14 protein-coding genes and 2 pseudogenes are annotated in these 21,026 nt (G+C 60.3%); 4 read left to right on the top strand and 12 right to left on the bottom strand.

From position 1 onward, the window contains the following. Window positions 1-371 precede the first annotated feature (371 nt). On the bottom strand, window positions 372-1,076 hold the full coding sequence (locus F6X37_RS20555) for a protein mobD (RefSeq protein ID WP_187612583.1): 705 nt from the start codon (window positions 1,074-1,076) through the stop codon (window positions 372-374). Between the two features lie 9 nt (window positions 1,077-1,085). Then, window positions 1,086-1,547 (bottom strand): hypothetical protein, encoded by a 462-nt coding sequence (locus F6X37_RS20550; RefSeq protein WP_187612582.1) that lies wholly within the window; start codon window positions 1,545-1,547, stop codon window positions 1,086-1,088. Window positions 1,548-2,419: 872 nt separating this feature from the next. Between F6X37_RS20550 and F6X37_RS20545 the strand changes: the two genes are divergently transcribed. Further along, complete coding sequence (locus F6X37_RS20545) at window positions 2,420-2,668, top strand: hypothetical protein (protein ID WP_187612581.1); 249 nt, start codon at window positions 2,420-2,422, stop codon at window positions 2,666-2,668. Between the two features lie 252 nt (window positions 2,669-2,920). On the opposite strand, the gene F6X37_RS20540 is transcribed toward F6X37_RS20545, so the two are convergent. The 6 genes and pseudogenes from F6X37_RS20540 to F6X37_RS37640 form a co-directional block, all read right to left on the bottom strand. After that, window positions 2,921-4,540 (bottom strand): type I restriction-modification system subunit M, encoded by a 1,620-nt coding sequence (locus F6X37_RS20540; protein ID WP_187612587.1) that lies wholly within the window; start codon window positions 4,538-4,540, stop codon window positions 2,921-2,923. Further along, window positions 4,537-5,730: an AAA family ATPase gene (locus F6X37_RS20535; RefSeq protein ID WP_187612580.1), complete on the bottom strand. Its 1,194-nt coding sequence runs from the start codon at window positions 5,728-5,730 to the stop codon at window positions 4,537-4,539. The genes F6X37_RS20540 and F6X37_RS20535 overlap by 4 nt, the downstream gene beginning before the upstream one ends. Then, window positions 5,727-7,013 (bottom strand): restriction endonuclease subunit S, encoded by a 1,287-nt coding sequence (locus F6X37_RS20530; protein WP_187612579.1) that lies wholly within the window; start codon window positions 7,011-7,013, stop codon window positions 5,727-5,729. Before F6X37_RS20530 ends, F6X37_RS20535 begins: the two co-directional genes overlap by 4 nt. After that, on the bottom strand, window positions 7,003-10,080 hold the full coding sequence (locus tag F6X37_RS20525; protein ID WP_187612578.1) for a type I restriction endonuclease subunit R: 3,078 nt from the start codon (window positions 10,078-10,080) through the stop codon (window positions 7,003-7,005). Before F6X37_RS20525 ends, F6X37_RS20530 begins: the two co-directional genes overlap by 11 nt. Window positions 10,081-10,560: 480 nt before the next feature. Next, window positions 10,561-10,704: pseudogene (locus F6X37_RS20520) on the bottom strand (IS3 family transposase); the annotation flags it as partial. 429 nt (window positions 10,705-11,133) lie between these two features. Beyond that, window positions 11,134-11,402, bottom strand: a pseudogene (locus F6X37_RS37640) (methyl-accepting chemotaxis protein); the annotation flags it as partial. Between the two features lie 381 nt (window positions 11,403-11,783). On the opposite strand from F6X37_RS37640, the gene F6X37_RS20510 reads away from it, so the two are divergent. Continuing rightward, on the top strand, window positions 11,784-12,779 hold the full coding sequence (locus F6X37_RS20510; RefSeq protein ID WP_187612576.1) for an AraC family transcriptional regulator: 996 nt from the start codon (window positions 11,784-11,786) through the stop codon (window positions 12,777-12,779). 6 nt (window positions 12,780-12,785) lie between these two features. Here F6X37_RS20510 and antC read toward each other — a convergent pair whose 3' ends face one another. From antC to antA, 3 genes are read right to left on the bottom strand one after another with little or no spacing between them, the layout of a single operon-like run. Then, window positions 12,786-13,817, bottom strand: coding sequence for an anthranilate 1,2-dioxygenase electron transfer component AntC (antC, locus tag F6X37_RS20505; protein WP_187612575.1), 1,032 nt, complete (start codon window positions 13,815-13,817; stop codon window positions 12,786-12,788). A gap of 15 nt (window positions 13,818-13,832) precedes the next feature. Further along, a complete protein-coding gene (gene antB, locus F6X37_RS20500) occupies window positions 13,833-14,321 on the bottom strand; it encodes an anthranilate 1,2-dioxygenase small subunit (RefSeq protein ID WP_187612574.1) in 489 nt (162 codons plus the stop codon). After that, on the bottom strand, window positions 14,318-15,709 hold the full coding sequence (gene antA / locus F6X37_RS20495; protein WP_187612573.1) for an anthranilate 1,2-dioxygenase large subunit: 1,392 nt from the start codon (window positions 15,707-15,709) through the stop codon (window positions 14,318-14,320). Before antA ends, antB begins: the two co-directional genes overlap by 4 nt. 333 nt (window positions 15,710-16,042) lie before the next feature. On the opposite strand from antA, the gene F6X37_RS20490 reads away from it, so the two are divergent. Then, window positions 16,043-17,575, top strand: a complete 1,533-nt coding sequence (locus F6X37_RS20490; protein ID WP_187612572.1) for a diguanylate cyclase — start codon at window positions 16,043-16,045, stop codon at window positions 17,573-17,575. Window positions 17,576-17,724: 149 nt separating this feature from the next. Further along, a complete protein-coding gene (locus F6X37_RS20485) occupies window positions 17,725-19,032 on the top strand; it encodes a solute carrier family 23 protein (protein WP_187612571.1) in 1,308 nt (435 codons plus the stop codon). Between the two features lie 68 nt (window positions 19,033-19,100). Here the strand turns inward: F6X37_RS20485 and F6X37_RS20480 are convergent, their stop codons facing one another. Next, entirely contained in the window at window positions 19,101-20,756 is a 1,656-nt protein-coding gene (locus tag F6X37_RS20480; RefSeq protein ID WP_090802730.1) for a Na+/H+ antiporter, read from the bottom strand. Window positions 20,757-21,026: the final 270 nt, after the last annotated feature.

Raw genomic sequence — 21,026 nt, 5'->3', positions numbered from 1 at the left:
GGCATCATGCGACGCACCAGCGCTTCTTTTCTTTCTGCTGAGTAGGCTTTCATTCACCCTGATTTTACCGCCCCCGGACCATGTCTATAAGATTCAGATAACACGACAAGTAGTCTGACGCCGGGGGATCAGCATTCACCAAAACAGCCGCACGTACGGAAGGGAGGTACGTCTACTTCGATCTCAAGTCTCAACGTGCTAGCGCGCAGTTAATCTTCTGAGGGGCGGACGATGCGGGGGCTCGGCAAGCGAGCCCGCAATGTCCACCCGGCGCGTGGTATCGATCGGAGCGTAGGGCTAAACGGCGGCCGGACTGAGTGAAAGCGACTTGATACGTACTCGTACGCACGAGACGGGTACCACCGGGTGATTCACCCGTGACGTCGAGAAACAGGCGTCACCTTTGCGAACATTGTGCTGAACAACGCGCGCCAGCGCAGCAGCTCCGCTCTCTCTCCGATATGCATTGTTTCCGCCGCCTTGCATATCGATAGACGTTGACTGCGCAGTTCGTCTGCGACACGATCCGCGAGATCAGGAAAATCCAGCGACTGACCTTGTGCCTCGATGGCCTTGCGCAGGTTTGACTCCCGGTATAAAGCGAACTTTTCCGACGCCCCGAAATAACCGTTGCGCACAACATGTGTAACAGCTCTCGGGAAAGTCGCGCCGAATTTCAGAAGTAACTCCAAGCTATCGCGTTGTCGATTGATGACCCACAGTACGACGAGACGTCGCGCCAGTTCGTCGAGCGCATTGGCGAGCGTCCCGCCGTAATGCGCTACACCCGTCTGGCTACGAGCCGCCGTATTAACGACGACCACCGAATCACGGTGCGCATCGCAAAAGTTGAGGAGATCCATCCACCCATTGACGTCGTCCAAATCGCACGACGCGCACTCGACTTCATCATGAACGGCCTTCATGACATCGGGATTGGACGTATCGGTCTCGACCAGCGCGACATTGACGTCCACGCGCCGCAGATAGTCGACTAGGGCCAGCGTCACGAAACTCTTGCCAACACCACCTTTGCTGCCGCCGATCATATAGATGGGAGGATTTTCCGTTGCCATGTCTCACCTCTACAAGTTTTCGGTATCAGGACTGATCGGAAATCCGAGGTAGCCCTGCATCTTTGTGACTTCTGGTCTGCTTGCTCGCCCGCTTCGATTCTGCCGTGGTTCAGCTCGCGGTGGGCTGTCCTGTGCCGTAGTCGGCCGGGCCGAGTTGCTTGCCCGTGCTGGCCCAGCGCCATAAGTTCGTATCGCTTCTTTGTTTTCGCGACTGATGCGCACCTGATCAGCCCGTCGCATCGCATATCTCAATGAATTGAGATTCACGTCGATTCCTTCCTGCGCTGCCTGCTCTATCAATTCGCCGAGGGTGTAACCCTTATCTCGCGCTGTATTGATTTGCGTCCGAATGGATTGAACGCCGTCTCCTACCTTGAGATGCTGATTGTCTTTCGCCTTTTCAGGCAGCGCATCCAGCCTTCTGCCGAGGGCCTCCCATTGCCCTCGAGTGAAACTCCTGACAGCCGACATGATTCGCTCCAGTGCAACGTCTCACATATATCTTGCGTAGGCATTTGTCCATCGTCAATACCTGTTCCTGTCGATCATCGCGATTGATGGAATACATCGGATTCCATAGGAATGTAGAGGAAGAAAAAAATATTTTTTATGTTGTTATCTGACTCCGATAGATTTACATAGCAGTCAACATACATTGCCGCAAGCACAGACGGACGTCGGCGGCGCACAAAATTCAGATGCGAGTCGAGCAACACGGAGTACAGCCATGGCACCTATTAGACTACAGGTAGACAAACTCGTGCTTGTCCCTACTGAGCCGTCTTTAACGCACCGCCGTCTCACATACGTCATCCGACGTGGACGGAAGATCGCAGCCATGCAACAGCGCCTGCACACCAGTACCACCTGCGTTACGCAGGATGGCGTGTAAGTGGCACTTTCCGTTTCTCGCGTGCTGACTGCCGACCTCGCTGCCTTTACACCAGATTTACTCTGGATTGACCGTCTGCACGCATGCGACTTTCATTTTTGTAGCGCTGCGCTGAGCACGCGGCGCACTGCGATTACGCGCGACTGAAAATCTGTCCTATGTGAGTTGTAGATCACGTGCATCCGGCTAGCGCGGAGCCAAAGAAGCAAACGTAAAAATGAGGTACTGCAGGATAGGCTTGCGCCGGCTTTGGACGCCATCCACTCATCGCGCTGTTCTTGCTTATTGTTGGGTATGCATGGGGGGGCGAATGTGGTTGCTGAAGAATGGCCAGTAAGAGCGCAATCTCAATGGCACTATCTACGACGATGCGGCCTGTACCGCGTTCGTGCGCGAGGCGGTGATACCTCAACTCGGCCAGCATCCGGGTCGTGTCTTCACGCGCTACGCATTGCGCCTCGATCTGCTCGCCTGGCTGGCTCAGTTCGACAACGAACAAGAGCGCATGCTGTGCTTCGACTATGCAGGCGATTGGGATTTGTTCGTCGATCTTGTGGGCGACGTGCCGGATGGCTGGCTAGCGTGCCACATCGGCCAAGCGCTGAGCGCGGAACGCTCGGAAATGTACTTTGGTGAGCATGGCGGCCGGCATCACGTGCTGCACGATACGCGTGCGAACCGATACGCGATGCAGGGCTGACCGCGCGCGGCCGATGCGTAAAAGTCGGGGTTTCGGGGATGGCCCACTGGCGCTACAGCGCGAAAGGTCAAAACTTTTGGGATGGCTGCTGACCTTTCTGTGCGTCCACCGGCGAAAGGTCAGGGTTTCGGGGATGGGTTTTTCAGGGTTCTATACCTCAATGCAAGGCAAGCCCGCGACGCGGGCGAGAAAGCCCGAAGGAAAGACGTCGCGGGGAGTCGGTGGCCTGCACGGACAAGTCAGTGTGAGCGCCTATGGCAACGGCTTCAAATCCAGTTCTCGCAGGAAAGCGTTGTGCTTGTCCTTCGCAGCCGCAATCGCCTTTTCAATCTCCACCAGCTCTTGGTGAGTCTCATCCAGAACAATCTCCGTCTCGTTTACCGCCGTACTGATATAGCGCGAGATGTTCAGGTTGAAATCGTTATTCTCGATCTCGGCCATCTCCACCTTGCGTGAGTAGCGCGCCTCTTCCTCGCGGAACTGGTAGGTCTTGATGATCTTGGCGATGTGCTCGGGCTTGAGCTGGTTCTGGCGTTTGCCTTTCTCGAAGTGCTCCGGCCCGCTTGCGTTAATGAACAGGACATCGTCCGGCTTCTTGCACTTCTTCAACACCAGGATGCAGACGGGGATGCCGGTGGAATAGAACAGATTGGCGGGCAGGCCGATCACCGTGTCGACGTGCCCGTCCTTCAGCAGCTTGGTGCGAATGCGTTCTTCCGCCCCACCTCGGAACAGAACGCCGTGCGGCAGGATGATGGCCATCACGCCTTCGTCTTTAAGGTAGTGAAAGCCGTGCAGCAGGAAGGCAAAGTCGGCGGCGGATTTGGGTGCAAGGCCGTGGCTCTTGAAGCGCAAGTCATCGGCCAATGCGTCGGTCGATTCCCAGCGATAGCTGAAGGGCGGGTTGGCGACGATGGCGTCAAAGCTCGGCTTCTTGGCCGGGTTCTGCTCGCGCATCATGTCCCACTCGTTGAGCAGAGTGTCGCCGTGGAAGATCTCGAACTCCGTGTCCTTCACTCCGTGCAGCAGCATGTTCATGCGCGCGAGGTTATAGGTCGTGATGTTCTTTTCCTGTCCAAAGATCTTGCCGATGGTGCCGTCCGCCTTGGCCACCTTCTTGCGCACGTTGAGCAGCAGCGAGCCGGAGCCGCAGGCAAAGTCCAACACGCTTTCCAGCCGTTTCTTGGTGCCGGTCTTCGGCTCTTGGCTGTCCAGCGTGACGATGGAGGAGAGGATGTCGGAAATCTGCTGCGGCGTGTAGAACTCGCCCGCTTTCTTGCCGGACCCGGCCGCAAACTGGCCGATCAGGTATTCATAGGCATCGCCCAGCGCGTCGATGTTGGTGGAGAACTCCGCCAGCCCTTCGGCGATCTTCTGGATGATGGCGCAGAGCTTGGCGTTCCGATCCTCATACTTCTTGCCTAGCTTGGGAGAACTCAGATCGATCTCAGAGAACAGGCCCTGAAAGGTGCTCTCGAAGGATTCCGTCTCGATGTACTTGAAGCCTGCCTGCAGCGTGTTCAGCAGTTCCGCGTTTTGAGTGCGGGCCAGGTTGGCGATGCTGTTCCAGAGGTGCGCGGGCTGGATGACGTAGTGCACCTTGCGGCGCATCTGCTTTTCGAACGCCGGGATGTCGTCCACGTTGTTCGCATACCAGAGCGCCAGCGGCACCTTGCGGGTGTCGCCTCCCACATCGGGGTAGTCCCGCCCCAGCTCCCTCTTCGCCGCCGTCTCGTAGTTGTCCGAGAGGTAGCGCAAAAAGAGGAAGGACAGCATGTAGTCGCGGAAGTCGTCCGCATCCATGGCACCGCGCAGTTGGTCAGCGATGCCCCAGAGGGTGTTGCCCAGTTGTTTTTGATTCTTCTCGGTCATGCTTTCGGAATGGGTGCGGGTGCGGCTGCCGGTGAGGGCGGGAACCACTCGGGGTTGAAGGGGAAGCTGCGTCGAAATTCTTCGAAGATTGTGCAAAAGGCAGAGTGCAACGATTCATCGATCTTGGGACTTTCGAAAATCACCCAGTCTCCGTGGCTACTCAGATCGAGAATTCGTTTCTGAAATGCCTTTTCCGATTCACCTTGCTCCGGTCTTAGGCACTCAACCCAAGATTCATATCCGAAGAAAGCGGCCGTCTGCTCCAGCACCCGACGCAGCATATTGAAATGATAATTCTTTAGCTCGCCGTTGTCGCGAGTCTTGCACAGATCAACGAGGGTGGAGAGGTGATGAAACGGTGGAACGTTTTCCCAATTTTCGAGCAGATAGGATTCGGGCTCTTCCCCTTTGGAGAGATAAAATTTAGCAGATGCCTTCTTCCGAAGCTGATTGGCGATAACGTTATAGAAAAGAACGTGGTGAGTTGAGATCACAATGCGTAATTTTTCACCGGCAGCGGAAAGCAAGTGAATCAAATCGTGTGCGACCTTTATCGCGTTGTGTTCGTCGAGCGAAGAGATCGGGTCGTCAATATAGATATACTTTACCCAATCATACGGGTTGCCCTCATCGTTATCGATGACGATTTGAATGATCGCTAGAAAGAAACACCAAATAAAAATGTTTTCTTCTCCCCGTGAGATCTTAATGTTCTCTGCGGCCATATTTTCGGAATCGGGGCCGTGATTCCGAAAGAAGCGGACAACAAACTGTTCTCCGATGACCTCGCCGTCGCTGTCGGTCAAGGGGATCTTATCCAGCTTAAAATCGAAATCGCCATAGTTCCGTAATAACGGGCGAATACGGTTATCCATCTCCAGCCCTTCAAGTCCTGCGAAGAACGTCGAAGTGGGATGGAGCATCAAGTAACGTTCGGTGTCTGCATCGAGATCATTGTGCCAAGTAAAAAGGTCCTCGGTGAAGGCATTAAAGTAAAGCGTGTCACGCTCTTTTGTTTCACCGTCGATATCGACCTTTTTACCCAAGCCCTTGAATGTGGCGGAAAGGCGAGTCTTGCCTGTGCCATTATGAGCATAAAGCAACGCGAATTTTTTGGACCGCAACTGCGCCCGCAGATGTAGAGCGGCGGCATTGAGGTCTGCAAATTGAGTGAAGGCAGCTGCGCTCATATGGAGGCCTCTATGGTTGACGGGAAAAGCTGTTGCATTAGCCCTCGCTTGTACGCCCGAAGGGCATTGAGTTTGTCACTTTGGGCAGTGATTAGATCATCGAGGGAGGTGAAGCAATGGGCGATGCGCTGTTGTTCGGGGAGAGACGGAATCCGGAAGACCAAATCAACGAAAAATTGCAGCCCAATTGTCTTGATCGTACTGCCTGTCGCCGCCCGCTCAAAAAGCGGCTTGGAGTTCTGCAGAAGATGATACAAAAACCAATTGAAAAGCATGCAGGGATTGCATGTCCAAGCGATGAAATGTTGGCTCACGGCCATTGGAACATCCATGACAGCACTTTTTCCAATCCCCGCATCACGGCTGATGAGCACCGTACCGGCCGGGTGAAGAACAGCTGATGAATTCTGAATACCCTGTTCGGATATTTCGATGGCAGTCTCGGCAATCAGACCGCCATCCAAACGCTTCGAATCAGCGAGTGACACCCACTTAATCCCGCCGTTGTAATATTCAGGATTGCTTTTGCTTGGTGTGTGGCCGGAACCACGCTTGGTAAGGTCTTCGAGCCGCTTCTCTTCCCAATCCCCAGCGTCTTGGAATTCGGGGAAGCGGAGGCGGGGTTGGGTTTCTCCTTCGCGGGGAAAAAGCTGCTGCATCAGACCTCTTTTAAGGGTCCTGAGCGAGTCCACTTTACGCGCTTGCGCGGCTATCAGCTCGTCCACCGAACTCAGGCACTCGGCGATCTTTTTTTGTTCGGGTAGAGACGGAAGCCCCAGTTGAAGGCGTGCGATGTCCTTGTAATAGATCCGAACGCGAACACCACCATCCCCGCCTTCGGTGACGAAATCTTCCCAAGCTTTCGTCTGCCGGAAGTGGTCGATATACCCGGGAGCTATGCCCGATTCATCGTCTGTGATGCACTTGAAGACGACATAGTCGGGACTGACGAGTATTTCGCTTTCGCCCTCCCACCGAGCGATAGAACCAATATTGAGCCGCATTGGGTTGTAGGCGAACCAATCGTGCTCAACGATCTTGTAGCGCTCGATGTCGGCCGCGATGAGTCGCGCTTCCATCGGAACGATACCGTTGGCCTTGGTCACCCCCATCACCGAAGCGACTGAATGTTTCTTTCCGTTGCGGAGCCGACCTTCTTCCGTCACGTCACCGAGCCGCACGCTTCGCAACGCCGCCCCCCGAAACTCCGGAAATCTCCGCTTCGGCTCCAGTGCGGTCGTTGCCTCTTCGTTGTTGGCAATGGTCTTGTTCCTACTGCTCATACGCACTGAGTCCTGAAATGTCGCGGCCACCGGCGCGTTTAGTGAGGAGGGAGTGGAGGTCATCCATGAGGGCGAGTTCGGCACTGGTGCGGGCTTTCCAGCCGAGGTCGAGTGGGGCCATCAGGTCACTGAGTTGCTCGCCATCGAAGATCATGCGGTCGAGGATGCCGTCCACGAAGCTTTGAAGGGCGGCGGTGGTGAGGCCGTGCTTCGCTGCGATGTCGGCGAGTTCTTTGGCGCTTTTCTCCGCCTTGAAGCGGGTATAGCCGTCGCGGATGGCGGCTTCAGAGAGGCCCTCACCCGCCTGGAGCGTGGCGATGTATTCTGCGATGTCGTCGCGCTCGTTCATGAACTTGGCATCGGCGCTGATGAGGCCGATGAGTTCCTCGCGGGTCATCTTGGCCTTGCCGGGCCCCTTGGCGGAGAACTTGGCAATGAGGCCCATGATGTAGTCGTAGTCGATGACGGCGGAAGCGAAGAGGACAAACTCGAAGTCGAGCTGGTCCACGGGGTCATCGTTGCCGGGGCCACCACCTTCCTTGACGTCTTTGCCCTGCTGCGCTCTGAGCTCTTTGGCAGTTTGCAGATACTGGCCTTTGAAGCCGCGCAGGTTTTCATCGGGCAGCACCTGTTCGATGGCGGCTTTGTTGTCTTCGCTGAGGTCGGTATATTGGTCCAGCTGGGTTTTGAGTCGCTGGACTTCCTTGAAGTAGCTGATGAAGGCGGCGCGGGCCTCGTCGCCCTTCAGGTTGGCTACGGCGGATGGCGTGCAGGCAAGGCCCTGGGACGTCATGAAGTCGTCCAACTTTTGCACTGCGGTCTCCAGCTTCTGGATGACCACGGGCGCCTTGTCCACGAGCCAGATTTCCCGCGCCTGCTCACCGGTCTTCTCTCCGGAGAAGAGGGCAATGGCAGCATCGACGGAATCTCGCTGCTGGCGAAAGTCGAGGATGTTGCCGTAGGGCTTGGTGCCGTTGAGTACGCGATTGGTGCGGGAGAACGCCTGGATCAATCCGTGGTGCTTGAGGTTCTTGTCCACATAGAGCGTGTTCAGGAACTTGGAATCGAAGCCAGTGAGCAGCATGTCCACCACGATAGTGATGTCGATCTTCTGCGCGGCCGGGTAGTCGGCATTGGGCCACTGCTGGTCCTTGATGCGCTTCTGCACATCCTGGTAGTAGAGGTCGAACTCGCTCAAGCGGTGGTTAGTGCCGTAGCGGGCGTTGTAGTCGGCGAGGACGGCCTTGAGAGCGGCTTTCTTACCCTCAGGGTCTTCTTCGTTGTCCGCCTGCTCCTGCGGCAGGTCTTCCTGGATCTGCTTCACATCCGGGTCGCCCTCGGCAGGCGGCGAAAAGACGCAGGCGACGTTCAGCGGCTTGAAGTCGGGGTCGGCGGCCTGTTTGTCCACCTGCATCGTCTTGAACAGCGCGTGGTACTCGATGGCGTCGTTGATGGACGCAGTGGCGAGGATGGCGTTGAAGCGACGCCCGCCGGTGGCTGCATTGTGCTTGGCAAGAATGGCCTCGATGACGGCCTTCTTGGCAATGGCCTCGCCGGGCTTTGGTGGGTTCTTACCCTCGGGCTTGAAGTAGTCGACGTGGAAGCGCAGGACGTTGCCATCCTCGATGGCATGGGTAATGGTGTAGGCGTGGAGCTGCTTGTGGAAGAGCTCTTCGGTGGTCCGATACGAGGCCACCTCACCGTCGATTTTTATGCGACTGGAGTTGCCCTTGGGTCCACCAAATATCGGCGTGCCGGTGAAACCGAAAAGCTGCGCCTTCGGGAAAAATGCTTTGATGGCCTTGTGATTGTCGCCAAACTGCGAACGATGACATTCGTCGAAGATGAAGACAATGCGCTTGTCCTGCAGTGCTTCGAGTTGTTCCTTGTAGGTGGCCTGGCCGTTCTTGCTGCGCTGCTTATTGCGCTTGCCGTTTTCGTCCAGCGCCAGGCCGAGCTTCTGGATGGTGGTGACGATGACCTTGTCGGCGTAGTCCTCTGAAAGTAGGCGGCGCACAAGGGCGGCGGTGTTTGTGTTTTCTTCGACGCAACCTTCCTGGAACCTGTTGAATTCCTCCCGTGTCTGGCGGTCGAGGTCCTTCCGGTCCACGACGAACAAACACTTGTGAATGTGCTCGTTTTCCTTCAGCAACGTTGATGCCTTGAAGGAGGTGAGCGTCTTGCCGCTGCCCGTGGTATGCCAGATGTAGCCGTTGCCATTGTCTTCGTCGATGCACTTGATGATGTGCTGCACGGCATAGACCTGATAGGGCCGCATGATCATGAGCTTCTGCTCACCCGCGAGCAGCACCATATAACGGCTGATGGTGCGTCCGAGGTCACACTTTTTCAGGAAGTGCTCGGCAAACTCGTCGAGTTGAGTGATCTTGCGGTTGTCCTCATCTGCAAACTCATAGATGGGCAGAAAGCGCTCGTCGGCATTAAAAGCGAAGTGGCGAGCATTGTTATTGGCGAAGTAGTAGGTGCGGTCGCGGTTGCTGACGATGAAGAGCTGCATGAAGCAGAGCAGCGTCTTGGTGTAGCCGTTGCCGGGGTCGTGCTTGTATTCGACGATCTGCTCCATGGCCCGGCGCGGATTGACGCCCAGGGTTTTCAGCTCGATCTGCACACAGGGCACGCCGTTGATGAGCAGGATGACGTCGTAGCGATGGTGGCTGTTGTCGGTGTTGATTCGCAGCTGGTGGATGACCTCGAAGTGGTTTTTGCACCAGTCCTTGATGTTCACCAGCGTGTAGTTCAACGGCGTGCCGTCGTCGCGGGTGAAGGCGTTGATGCCGCGCAGGGTCTTGGCAGCGGTGTAGACATCCGGGGAAACTATCTCATCCAGGAGCCTGGCGAACTCGGATTCGGTCAGCTTGACGCGGTTGAGGGCCTCGAACTTCTCCCGGAAGTTCCTTTCCAGCGCGGCGCGATCGCGAATGTCGTCGCGGTATTCGTACTTCAAGTTCTGAAGCTTGCCAAGGAAGCCGTATTCGATGTGCTCTTCTTTGACGACGGGGCTCGGTGCTCCGGACGGCAGATCGTAGGTGAACTTGGATGAAGGCATGGGGGAGGAACGTGCGTTGGCTATGAATCGGAAGGCAATGCGGGTGGTGGGTCGCTATGTTTTGTGTCCGTTGGATGTACTACAACCACTTATAAGCTCGCCAGTGTGAGGTCCCACGTTCCGCTCATGCGTCGTGGGAGGCCTTGCTGCGCGGGCTCTGGTCGAGCGCTGACTTCGCAAATCCGCACTCGGTAACGATTTCCTTGCGCGATCACGCCCCTCGGCTCGTCATCGAACGAAAGACTTAGCTCGGACCCAGCCCAGGACCGTTTCGAGGTTCTGCTCTGCCAGCTGCTTACGGCTTGCCGCTATCAACCCTCTATTCTAGCCGAGGCAACCTTTCGCCTGCCGGCCGCTTCTCGTCCTGCTGCCGGTCCACGTCGGGCAACGGAGAGTTCAAGTAACCCTCCTCAAGGCCCCTCGTGTTCGAGTGTATGCCCACCGCTGGCGGGTCTGGCTAATGCAGCACGATGGCCCGGCCGAGCCGTTATCCGACAACCACTCGATGGGCTGCGCGGCCTGTGTCGTGCCGAAGCGCTGTTCGACAGCAGCGAGCATCACGTCGCGCACGACATCGCCGCTGTGTCCGCCGGTCGTCGCCGCCCAGCTAATCGCTTCGCGGTCTTCTCGATGCATACCCGACTACCGGTATTTCATTTGTTTCGAAAAAGCTTTTGCGATATGTTTGGTCGCGCGGTAGTCTGTAGCGTCGCCCAAGAGATCTGACGCGGAGAATCACCGGAGGTGGTCGGGAGTTCGATGGCGTACTCAAATGATCCCGCGCAAAGCCGTTCGCTGGGGGCATATTTGAAAATTGCTGGCGAGCCTTACGCCCGGCTGGCGGCCCTCAGCGAGATTATTCGATCCTCCTCCTCCCATTCGATATTCCTCCTCTCATAAAGAAATCCGGCCTCGTGCCGGTTTTTGTTCTTCCACATCGACAAACGCACATCGTCATTGCCCTCGATGCACGAGTTGACCGCATGCCGTGCCTTCGGGAACAGCAGGCGCGACGCGCAGGCGAAAAAGCTCCGGTCAGAACTTATCCCACCCCTCCGCGATCAAGTCGGTCGCGCGTGCGACGGCGTGCATGACCTCGTTCATCGTCCTCCCCGCTTCGCCAGCGAGCGCCGAGCCGTCGCGGATCCGGTCGACCGACGTCGCGATCGGGTCCTTGATCTCTTGGCGGCGCTCGACGAGCGTTGCGCGAGGCTGCGCACCTCGCTCGCGACCACCGCGAAGCTGCGTCCCTGCTCGCGGGCGCGCGCCGTTTCGACGGCCTGGTTCAGCGCGAGAATGTTGGTCTGAAACGCAACGCCTCGATGATCGCCGTGATGTCCGCGATCTCGTCGAGCTGTCGATGATGTGCCGCGTCGTGTTGACGACCTATGGCCGGCCACCGCGCTGCCCTTCTGCGCGACAGACAACGCAATGACCGAAAAATTAGAAGCTTGCACGGTTTTGCGCGTATTTAAAATGCGTGATGAATGCATCGCCTTTCGTTTGAATTTCGGTCTCTTTTCCGTTTGGCAGCAATTCTCCATGCCAGCACAGCGGTGCTTTACCCGAGGACAATGTTTTATTCGTCCACCCGGAGCGGTCACGGTTGAGGTAGGCTTAGCCAATCCCATCATGTCCCCCGTTCTGCGCCCAGATGGACTGTCTCCCCTCGGGGCACGCACCACAATAGCTCGTCTCCACGTATGTCAACTCCGGACCCCAACCACCACGACCTCCGCGCCGCCCTAAGCGACCTCGACGGCGCCCGCAACTGGATGGCGTCCATCTGCGGCCCCCACGGCCTCCAGGTCAGTCATCCAGAGCGCTTGCGCTTCCACCAGTCCGGCACCGTACTTCGTTCGATGGCGACGACGATAGGCTACGTCGAATACGGCACCGACGTGACGGTCGCGGTGAGCGAGAGCAGTCCGCTGAACTGCTACAGCGTGAGCCTGCCGATGGTCGGTCAACAGGAGCTCGCAGCACACGGCAAGAGGTGGTTGTCGGATCAGGATTGCGGTCTGATCGTCAGTCCGCAGGAATCGCAGGATCTCGCGATCACCGGCAATTGCCGCAAGCTGCACGTCGCGATTCCGCGCTCCGCGCTCCAACAGGTGCTGCAGACGATGCTGCAACGCCCCGTCGAAGCGCCGCTCGTGTTCCAGCCCGACATGGACGCAGCCGCCGGCGACCAGGCATCGTGGTGGCGCATGGTCAAGTTCCTGGCCGGCGAGATGGAGCGCTCGGGACCGTCGCTGGGGCAGCTTTACATGTCCAGCGAGTTCGAACTGACGTTGCTGAAGGGGCTGCTGCTGTCGCAGCCGCATAACTATTCGGAACAGCTGGCCAACGCGTCCGCGCCGACGCCACCGCATTATCTGACCCGCGCGCGCCAGTTCATCCACGACAACGCGCGCGAGCCGATCACGCTCGAAGACATCGAGCGCGCGTCGGGTGTGTCGCGCTTCAAGCTGTTCGACGGCTTCCGTCAATATTTCGGCTGCGCGCCGATCGCGTATCTGAAACGCTACCGGCTCGAATCGGCGCGGCGCGATATTCTCGACGACCGCTCGGTGCGCAATATCTCGTCGGTGGCGTTGGGCTGGGGGATGTCGCATCTCGGCCGTTTTTCGACCGAGTACAAGGCATTGTTCGGCGAGTCGCCATCCGAGACGCTGAAGCGCGCAGCGCGGCGTTAGAACGTCCTATCGCGCGTTGCTTTCGCCGAACTTCTCGTAAAACAGCCGGTAATCCTGAATACCCTGTTCGGTGAGCCAGGTCTTGATCGCTTCGACCATCGGCGGCGGTCCGCACACGTACATGTCGAAGCCATTCGATTCGAGAAACGAGTGGTCGAAATGCTCGGGAATCAGCCCGGTCTTGCCCGACCATTCCGGCGCCGGATTCATCACGACGGTCTCGACCGCGAATCCTTCGATGCTCGCCTTGTAGCCGTTGATGCGCCCGGTCTCGCACAGATCGGCTGCATTCGTGACGCCGTCGTAGTACAGATGCACCGGATGCGCGACATTGCGTTTCGCCGAGAGGTCGTCGAGCATGCCGAGGAAGGCAGAGAGTCCCGTGCCGCCCGCCACCATCACGAGCGGACGCTCGACCTGGCGCAGATAGAACGCGCCGAGCGGCGCCTCGAACTCGACCGTATCACCGGCCTTGCAACGTTCGCGCAGATAGTTGCTCATCATGCCGTCGGGCAGCAGACGGATCAGGAATTGCAACTCGTTGCGCGCGTTCGGATGATTCGCGAACGAGTACGAACGCCATTCTTCGGTGCCGGGCACCTTCACGCGCGCATACTGGCCCGGCAGAAAATCGAGCTGACGCTCAAGCGCGCTCGCATCGACACGCAGAATCGCGGTCGTCGCCGACACCAGCTCGACGCCGACCACGCTCGCGCACACGGTGCTCGTGCCGGCGCCTTCGCACAGCGTCGAGTCGAAATCGAAATAGAACGACGCATCCGACTTCACACGCGTCTGGCACGAGAGGATCTTGCGCTGCGCGAGGTCTTCTTCGCTGAGCGTTTCCTCGTCGACGTAATCGAGCGTGTAGTCGCCCGATTCGCAGCGCCCCTGGCAGGTGCCGCACACGCCTTCGCGGCAGTCGAGCGGAATGTTCACGCCGTTCTTCAGCGCCGCGTCGAGCAGCAACTCGTTCGGGCTCACATCGAAGAACGCGGTTTTGCCATCGGCGAAGTTCAACGCGACCTTATGTTTCATCGTCGTGCTCCCGGCTTACAGATGGTAGAAATCCAGCACCGCGTTGATGTGGTCGTTCAGCAGCAGCACGTGCTTGCGCTTGATCTTCCAGCTATCGCCCGACGCTTGCAGGTCGTACACCGCGCGGCCGTAGAAGTAGTCGGTCGAGCCGTGACGCGTGTACAGCGTCGACCAGTTCACGTTCGCTTCGACGCTCGAATCTTCGCGCTCGCTGAGGCGCACGTTACTGATCTGATGCATCGTGCGCGGCAGCGGTGTCGACGCGGCCGACTTGCCGGTGCGCAGCCGGAACACGCGGTCTTCGAGACCGGCGCGATCCGAGTAGTAAATCAGCGACATGCCCTGCTTCGGATCGGTCGTGTACACGTGCTCCGAATCCCACTGCGGCACATGAAACACGCTCTGCGGATCGAACAGGTCGACATATTCGTCCCATTGCTGTTTGTCGCACAGATCGGCCTTCAGATACAGAAACTGCTCGACGGAGTATTGGAGTTGGCTCATGCCTGCTCTCCCTGCGATTCGATGGATTTGTCGAGACCCTTGAGGATCGTGTCGCGCCAGGTGCCGTGCTGGTTCACGTAAAGCCCTTCGTGGGTCAGCTCGGTGCCGGTCAGATTCGGCTCGATGCCGAGCAGCGTGGTGTTCGCGGTCGCGCCGCTGGCCCACTTGTGATGCCCGCGCGAGATGTCGCTCCAGCGTTCGAGGCGCGCCTGGAAGCCGCGCTGCTGCTCGCGGAACTCGACGAGATCGTCGGGCGTGCCCATGCCGGACACGTTGAAGAAATCTTCGAACTGACGGATGCGGTTCTCGCGATCCTTCGCCGACTCGCCCTTCACGCCGACGCACTGGCTGATGACCTCGGTCTTGTTCCACGCGAGCGGCCGCACGATGCGCAGCTGCGAGCTGATCTGGTCCATGAAGAACAGGCTCGGGTAGACATTCAGATTGCGCAGCCGGTGCATCATCCATTCGGCCTTGTCCTCGCCATAGGCTTCGACGAGCCGCGGCATCACGCTCTCGTAGCCGGGACGCACTTGCGGATTCGGCATGTCGCTGAACAGCACGCTGTGGCCATTCCTGAACGCGAACCAGCCGTCGTCGGTTTCGCTGTCGCCGGCGCCGAGCTTGCTGTAGTCGAGCGTGCCGCTGGGGTTATCCCCTTTCTTCGCATTCGCCTCGATGCGGTGCTGCACGGTCGCCACGTAGTTGTAGTGCACGGTGCTCACGTGATAGCCGTCGAGACCGTTCTCGTTCTGCAGCTTCCAGTTGCCGTCGAACGTATAGGTCGACTTGCCGGGCAGCACTTCGAGCTCGCCGGTCGGCGACTGCGCGACCATCATGTCGAAGAAGATGCGCGCGTCGCCGAGATAGTCTTCGAGCGTGTCGATGCCGTCGACGTCGAGGCTCACGAACACGAAGCCCTTGTAGCTCGCGATGCGCGCTTTCTTCAGGCCGCGCACCGACTTGTCGAAGTCGTCGCGGTATTCGCCCGGCGCCTTCACCTTCACGAGCCGGCCGTCGTTCTTGTAGCACCATGCATGGAACGGGCACGTGAAGGTCGACTGGTTGCCCTTGGTCATACGCGTGAGCGTCGCACCGCGGTGCTGGCACGCGTTGATCATCGCGTTCAGGTTGCCGGCGCCGTCGCGCGAGATGATCAGCGGCTGGCGGCCCGCGCGCATCGTCAGGAAATCGTTCTTGTTGGGGATCTCGCTTTCGTGGCACGCATAGATCCAGGCCTTCTCGAAGATGTGCTCCATCTCGAGCGAGAACAGCTCTGGCTCCGTGAACATTTCGCGGGCAATCCGGTACACGCCTTCCGCGGGGCGGAAGTCCAGACAGCCGCTGACGAATTCGCGCCATTCCGAGGCGCTGCGCTTCTCGCTCATGATGTCTCTCTCTCCTTGTGTCCAATCGTTTGAACGTGACAGGCTCGATTGAATACCCAAGTGGCGAGGCCAACTATCCAGCCAATTCGCATTTGCTATCCGAATATTTGGACGGCGCCTGGATAATCTGGCGATCGGGCGCAACCCCCGCCGGACGGGACTTCTGGCGTGCCGTTCCGGTGCATGCGGGCAAAAACCCGGCTACGCAAACGTTTGCCTGTGCGCCATGTCTGCTACGCTCACGTTTTCGTAGGTCGCGTTTTTGACGGTGATTGCCGAGACGCGGCCGCTTCTTCACGCGCGACGTTCAGCGCATGTCAGAACCAAAAACGCATGGTGACGCGCCGACCGAACAACGTGATTGCGATCAGTGTCTTGCTGGCTGGCGCGATCCTCGCGATCGCCGTGTCGCTGCTCGCACAGATGCGCGACGATGCGTTGCGGCGCGCGCAGGACTCCATCGCCAACATATCCCTGCTGGTCCAGCGCGACGTGTCGCGCAATCTCGAGATCTACGACCTGTCGCTGCGCGCGGTGATCGACGGACTGAAGCAGCCGGGCGTGCTCGATCTGCCGCCGGAGATCCGCCAGATGGTGCTGTTCGACGGCTCGATCAGCGCAAAGGACATGGGCTCGGTATTCGTGCTCGACGAGAACGGCAACGTGCGCTTCGATTCACGCGCGTGGCCGCCGCGCGCAAGTAACCATGCGGACCGCGATTACTTCAAGGCGCAGCGCGCTTCGCCCGATGTCGGCCTGTACATCAGCCATCCGTTCAGTCCGAGCGGCACCGACGACGACCTGCGCATCGCGCTGAGCCGGCGCATCCCGAGGCCGGACGGCAGCTTCGGCGGCGTGGTGGTCGGCACGCTGCGCCTCACGTATTTCCATCGGCTGTTCGACGGCATGAAGCTCGGGCCGAGCGGCTCGATGGCATTGATGCTCAGCGACGGCACGATGTTGATGCGCCGTCCTTACGATTCGAAAACGATCGGCATCAACCTGACCGGCACGGCCAACTTCTCGCGCTTCATCAAGCAGCCGAGCGGCGACTTCTTCGGCACGGCGGCGATCGATCGCGTCGAGCGCTGGTATGCGTTCCGCCATATCGACGGCTTTCCGCTGATCCTCGACGTCGCGCTCTCGACGCGCGACGTCTACGTCGAGTGGCGGCGGCGCGCATGGATCATCGGCACGCTGATCGGCGCGCTCGACGTGACGATCATCGCGCTCGCGATCCTGTTCTCACGTCAGTTGCGTCTGCGCCGCGCGGCCGAGGAAGAGTTGCGCGAACTGGCGCGCACGGACGGGCTGACCGGCCTGAACAACCGCCGCGCGTTCGAGGAGCACGTGAACGACGAATGGCGACGCGCGCAGCGCACCGGCCGGCCGCTGTCGCTGCTACTGATCGATGTCGACAACTTCAAGGGCTTCAACGACCTTTACGGCCATTCGGCCGGCGACGAAGCGCTGATCGGCGTCGCGCGCTGTATCGCGCAGAACGCGCGACGTCCGGGCGATACGGCCGCGCGCTTCGGCGGCGAGGAGTTCGCGGTGCTGCTGCCGGACACCGACGCGACGGGCGCGCAGCGGATCGCCGAGCAGATCCGCGCGGCGGTGCAGGCGCTGCAATGCCGCCATGTGGCCAGCACGCATCACGTGCTGACGGTGAGCGCAGGCGCTGCGACTGCGCAGGGCGCGGCGCTCGCGACGAGCCGCGCGCTCGTCGACGCCGCCGACGAAGCGCTGTATCGCGCGAAGGATGCCGGCCGCAATCGGGTGATGCTGTACGGCGCGCCGACGGACCACTCCGCGCGGGACGGCGCCGCGGTGACGCCGGACACCGACCCGCGCCGCGCGAATTGACGCGCTTCCAGGGCTCGTTTCCCGAGCCACTTGTCGGCCCGCTTGCCAGCCCTTATTGCTCTCCGTAAACTCGCGCGTAACTTTTGCCGGACCCACGCCGCAGCGCGTGATCGGCACACACCACGCCGACCCTGAGGAGAATCCCCGCGATGGCCGCATCCTATTTCCCCCGCTGGCGCCGCCAGCCTGCCGCCGCCGAGGGCGGCATCGTCGGCATCGACGAACGGCTCGGGTGGCCGCAGATGTTCGCGATGGGCGTCCAGCACGTCGTCGCGATGTTCGGCTCGACCGTGCTCGCGCCGCTGCTGATGGGCTTCGATCCGAACCTGGCCATCTTCATGTCGGGGATCGGCACGCTGCTGTTCTTCGTGCTCGTCGGCGGGCGCGTGCCGAGCTATCTCGGTTCGAGCTTTGCGTTCATCGGCCTCGTGATCGCGGTGACCGGCTACGGCGGACACGGCGCAAACCCGAATATTGCGGTCGCGTTGGGCGGCATCGTCGCGTGCGGCGTCGCGTACGGGGTGATCGGCCTGATCGTGGCGGCGGTCGGCACGGGCTGGATCGAAACGCTGATGCCGCCGCTCGTGACCGGCGCGATCGTCTGCGTGATCGGTCTGAACCTCGCGCCGATCGCCGTGCATGGCGTGAGCGGCAGCAATTTCGAGTCGTGGATGGCGCTCGTCACGGTGCTGTGCGTCGGCGCAGTCGCGGTGTTCACGCGCGGCACGCTCCAGCGTCTGCTGATCCTGGTCGGCCTGCTGCTCGCCTACGTCATTTACGCGATCGTCACGAACGGCCTCGGCATGGGCAAGCCGATCGATTTCTCGATCGTCGCGAACGCCGCGTGGTTCGGCATGCCGCACTTCATGTCGCCGGTGTTCGACCCGCACGCGATGACGCTGCTCGCGCCGATCGCGGTGATCCTCGTCGCCGAAAACCTCGGCCACATCAAGGCCGTCAGCGCGATGACGGGCCAGAACCTCGACCGCTATATCGGCCGCGCGTTTCTCGGCGATGCGCTCGCGACGATCGTGTCCGGCTTCGCGGGCGGTACCGGCGTGACCACGTACGCGGAGAACATCGGCGTGATGGCGGTCACGAAGATCTATTCGACGCTGGTGTTCGTGATCGCCGCGTTGATCGCCCTCGTGCTCGGCTTCTCGCCGAAGTTCGGCGCGGTGATCCAGACGATTCCGGGACCGGTGCTGGGCGGTGTGTCGATCGTCGTATTCGGGCTGATCGCGGTGACGGGCGCGCGCATCTGGGTCGTCAACGAGGTCGACTTCTCCGACAACCGCAATCTGATCGTCGCGGCCGTCACGCTCGTGCTCGGCGCCGGCGACTTCTCGCTGAAGCTCGGCAGCTTCGGGCTCGGCGGCATCGGCACCGCGACGTTCGGCGCGATCATCCTGTACGCGCTGCTGAGAAGAAAGCCGACGCAAGGGCCGGTGGCCTGAGCGTCTTTTATCGGCACTGGCATGTCAAGCGCCGGTGCCGATGCCGATGCCGATGCGGCAGCCAACTCCTACCTTTTGCGCGCGGTCAGCGCCGTTTCCGACAGATCCACCTCGCGCATCAGCTTGTACAGCGTCTCGTCGTTGATGCGCTGGGTGTCGCGCAGGTCGAGCAGCGTCTTGCGCTCGGCGCGCATCGCCGCGAGCTTCATGCGGAATTCGAGGGCATCGGCACGGCGCGCGAGTTCGCGTGGCGCCTGTTCGTCGTCGAGCGTCGCGAGGCGGCGGCGGTACAGGTCCATTACCCGCGCGGTTACATCGGTCGCGTACGCCTGAGCCGATTCCTCGAGGTCCGCGCATTCCGTGTCGTGCAGATGATCGATCGCGCGAATCGCCGACTGCGCGGCGAGCGTACGCGCGAGTGCTTCCTCGGCGGCGTGCGGGTCCTTGCCGCGCCGCCAGCCGCGCAGCAGCAGCGGCAACGCGGCCACCGCCACCAGCAGCGACACCAGGATCACCCCCGACGCGATGAAGATCGCGAGATCGCGTCCCGGCAGCGGCGTGCCGTTCGGCAGCACCTCCGGCAGCGACAGCACGCCCGCGAGCGTCACCGCGCCGCGCACGCCGGCCACCGTCGTCACCGACACCATGCGCAACCCGGGCACTGCGTTCGCGACGCCGTGCTTCGTCGCGCCGCGGCTCGCGAACCAGCGCAGCAGCCACACCCACGCGAAGCGCATCGCGTACAGCGCGAGCGCCACCGCAACGATATAGCCGATCAGCAGCGCGACCTGCGCGTCGTTGGTTTCGTGCGCGTCGAGCAGCGCGCGGCCGAGGATGCGCGGAAACTGCAGGCCGAGCATGATGAACACCATGCCGTTGAACACGAACTCGATCATCGTCCACGTGCTCGAGGCCCGCACGCGCGAGGCGACCTGCCATTTTTCCGTGATGCTCGCGTAGTTCATCATCATGCCGGCGGAGACCGCGGCGAGAACGCCCGACAGCTCGAAGCGCTCGGCGGTCAGATAGGCGGCGAACGGGATCAGCAGGGTCATCACGACGCCCGGCGCGGGATCGCCTTCTTCGGTGAGATTCAGGAAGCGCGCGGACACGAAGCTGAACACCGCGCTCACCGCCGCGCCGACCGCGAGGCCGCCCACCGCGATGATCACGAAGCTCACCGACGCTTCACGCAGCGAGAACGCGCCGGTCAGCGCGGCGGCGATCGCGAACTTCAGCGCGACGAGGCCTGACGCGTCGTTCATCAGCGCCTCGCCTTCGAGGATATGCATCAGCTGGACCGGAATCTTGCCCTTGCCGGCGATGCCGGACAGCGCGACCGCGTCGGTCGGCGACAACACGGCGGCGAGCGCGAATGCGACCGGCAGCGAGATCTGCGGCACCAGCGCGTGCACGAAGTGACCGACCACCAGCACCGTCATGAACACGAGGCCTAGCGCGAGCATCAGGATCGCGCGGCGCGCCATGAAGAACTCGCGCTTCGGGATGCGCCAGCCGTCCGCGAACAGCAGCGGCGGAATGAACAGCAGCATGAAGATTTCCGGATCGAACGCGACGTGCAATTCGAGGCGCGGCCACGCGAGCATCGCGCCGATCGCGATCTGCACGAGCGGCAGCGGCAGCTTGAACGGCAGCGCGCGGGTCAGCATGCCGGACGCGGCGACCGCGAGTAGCAGGATCAGGACGGTAAAGACAATTTCCATCGTGTTGTTTCGGGGGATGCAGGGGTTGTCCCGGGAGAGGGCGCGATGCGCAGGGTCGAGTGTAGCCCGGCGGCGCGCGCAGTTGCCGCGAGCTTCGCCGCGACGTGGCCTGCGAATCCGTGCACCGCAACGGTGCGTGCGACGCCCACGGGCGGCGCACGAGCGCTGTCGCCGGTGCAATGTTTCGGCCGAGTTTCAGCGCAGTGTGCGCCAGCGTGCGCATGGACCTTGCTTAACCGGTAACGATGACGCACATTTTGAGAGTTCGTT

This window comes from Paraburkholderia sp. 31.1 (genome assembly GCF_014397645.1).
In the GTDB taxonomy this organism is placed as follows: Bacteria; Pseudomonadota; Gammaproteobacteria; order Burkholderiales; family Burkholderiaceae; genus Paraburkholderia; species Paraburkholderia tuberum.
The sequence above is the reverse complement of the archived record's forward strand: the minus strand, read 5'-3'. Positions and strand labels throughout refer to the sequence as shown.

Coding starts and splice junctions, on each gene's coding strand:
- F6X37_RS20555 (WP_187612583.1), bottom strand. CDS start 1,076: ATGGCAACGGAAAATCCTCCCATCTATATGATCGGCGGCAGCAAAGGT.
- F6X37_RS20550 (WP_187612582.1), bottom strand. CDS start 1,547: ATGTCGGCTGTCAGGAGTTTCACTCGAGGGCAATGGGAGGCCCTCGGC.
- F6X37_RS20540 (WP_187612587.1), bottom strand. CDS start 4,540: ATGACCGAGAAGAATCAAAAACAACTGGGCAACACCCTCTGGGGCATC.
- F6X37_RS20535 (WP_187612580.1), bottom strand. CDS start 5,730: ATGAGCGCAGCTGCCTTCACTCAATTTGCAGACCTCAATGCCGCCGCT.
- F6X37_RS20530 (WP_187612579.1), bottom strand. CDS start 7,013: ATGAGCAGTAGGAACAAGACCATTGCCAACAACGAAGAGGCAACGACC.
- F6X37_RS20525 (WP_187612578.1), bottom strand. CDS start 10,080: ATGCCTTCATCCAAGTTCACCTACGATCTGCCGTCCGGAGCACCGAGC.
- F6X37_RS20510 (WP_187612576.1), top strand. CDS start 11,784: ATGTCAACTCCGGACCCCAACCACCACGACCTCCGCGCCGCCCTAAGC.
- antC (WP_187612575.1), bottom strand. CDS start 13,817: ATGAAACATAAGGTCGCGTTGAACTTCGCCGATGGCAAAACCGCGTTC.
- antB (WP_187612574.1), bottom strand. CDS start 14,321: ATGAGCCAACTCCAATACTCCGTCGAGCAGTTTCTGTATCTGAAGGCC.
- antA (WP_187612573.1), bottom strand. CDS start 15,709: ATGAGCGAGAAGCGCAGCGCCTCGGAATGGCGCGAATTCGTCAGCGGC.
- F6X37_RS20490 (WP_187612572.1), top strand. CDS start 16,043: ATGGTGACGCGCCGACCGAACAACGTGATTGCGATCAGTGTCTTGCTG.
- F6X37_RS20485 (WP_187612571.1), top strand. CDS start 17,725: ATGGCCGCATCCTATTTCCCCCGCTGGCGCCGCCAGCCTGCCGCCGCC.
- F6X37_RS20480 (WP_090802730.1), bottom strand. CDS start 20,756: ATGGAAATTGTCTTTACCGTCCTGATCCTGCTACTCGCGGTCGCCGCG.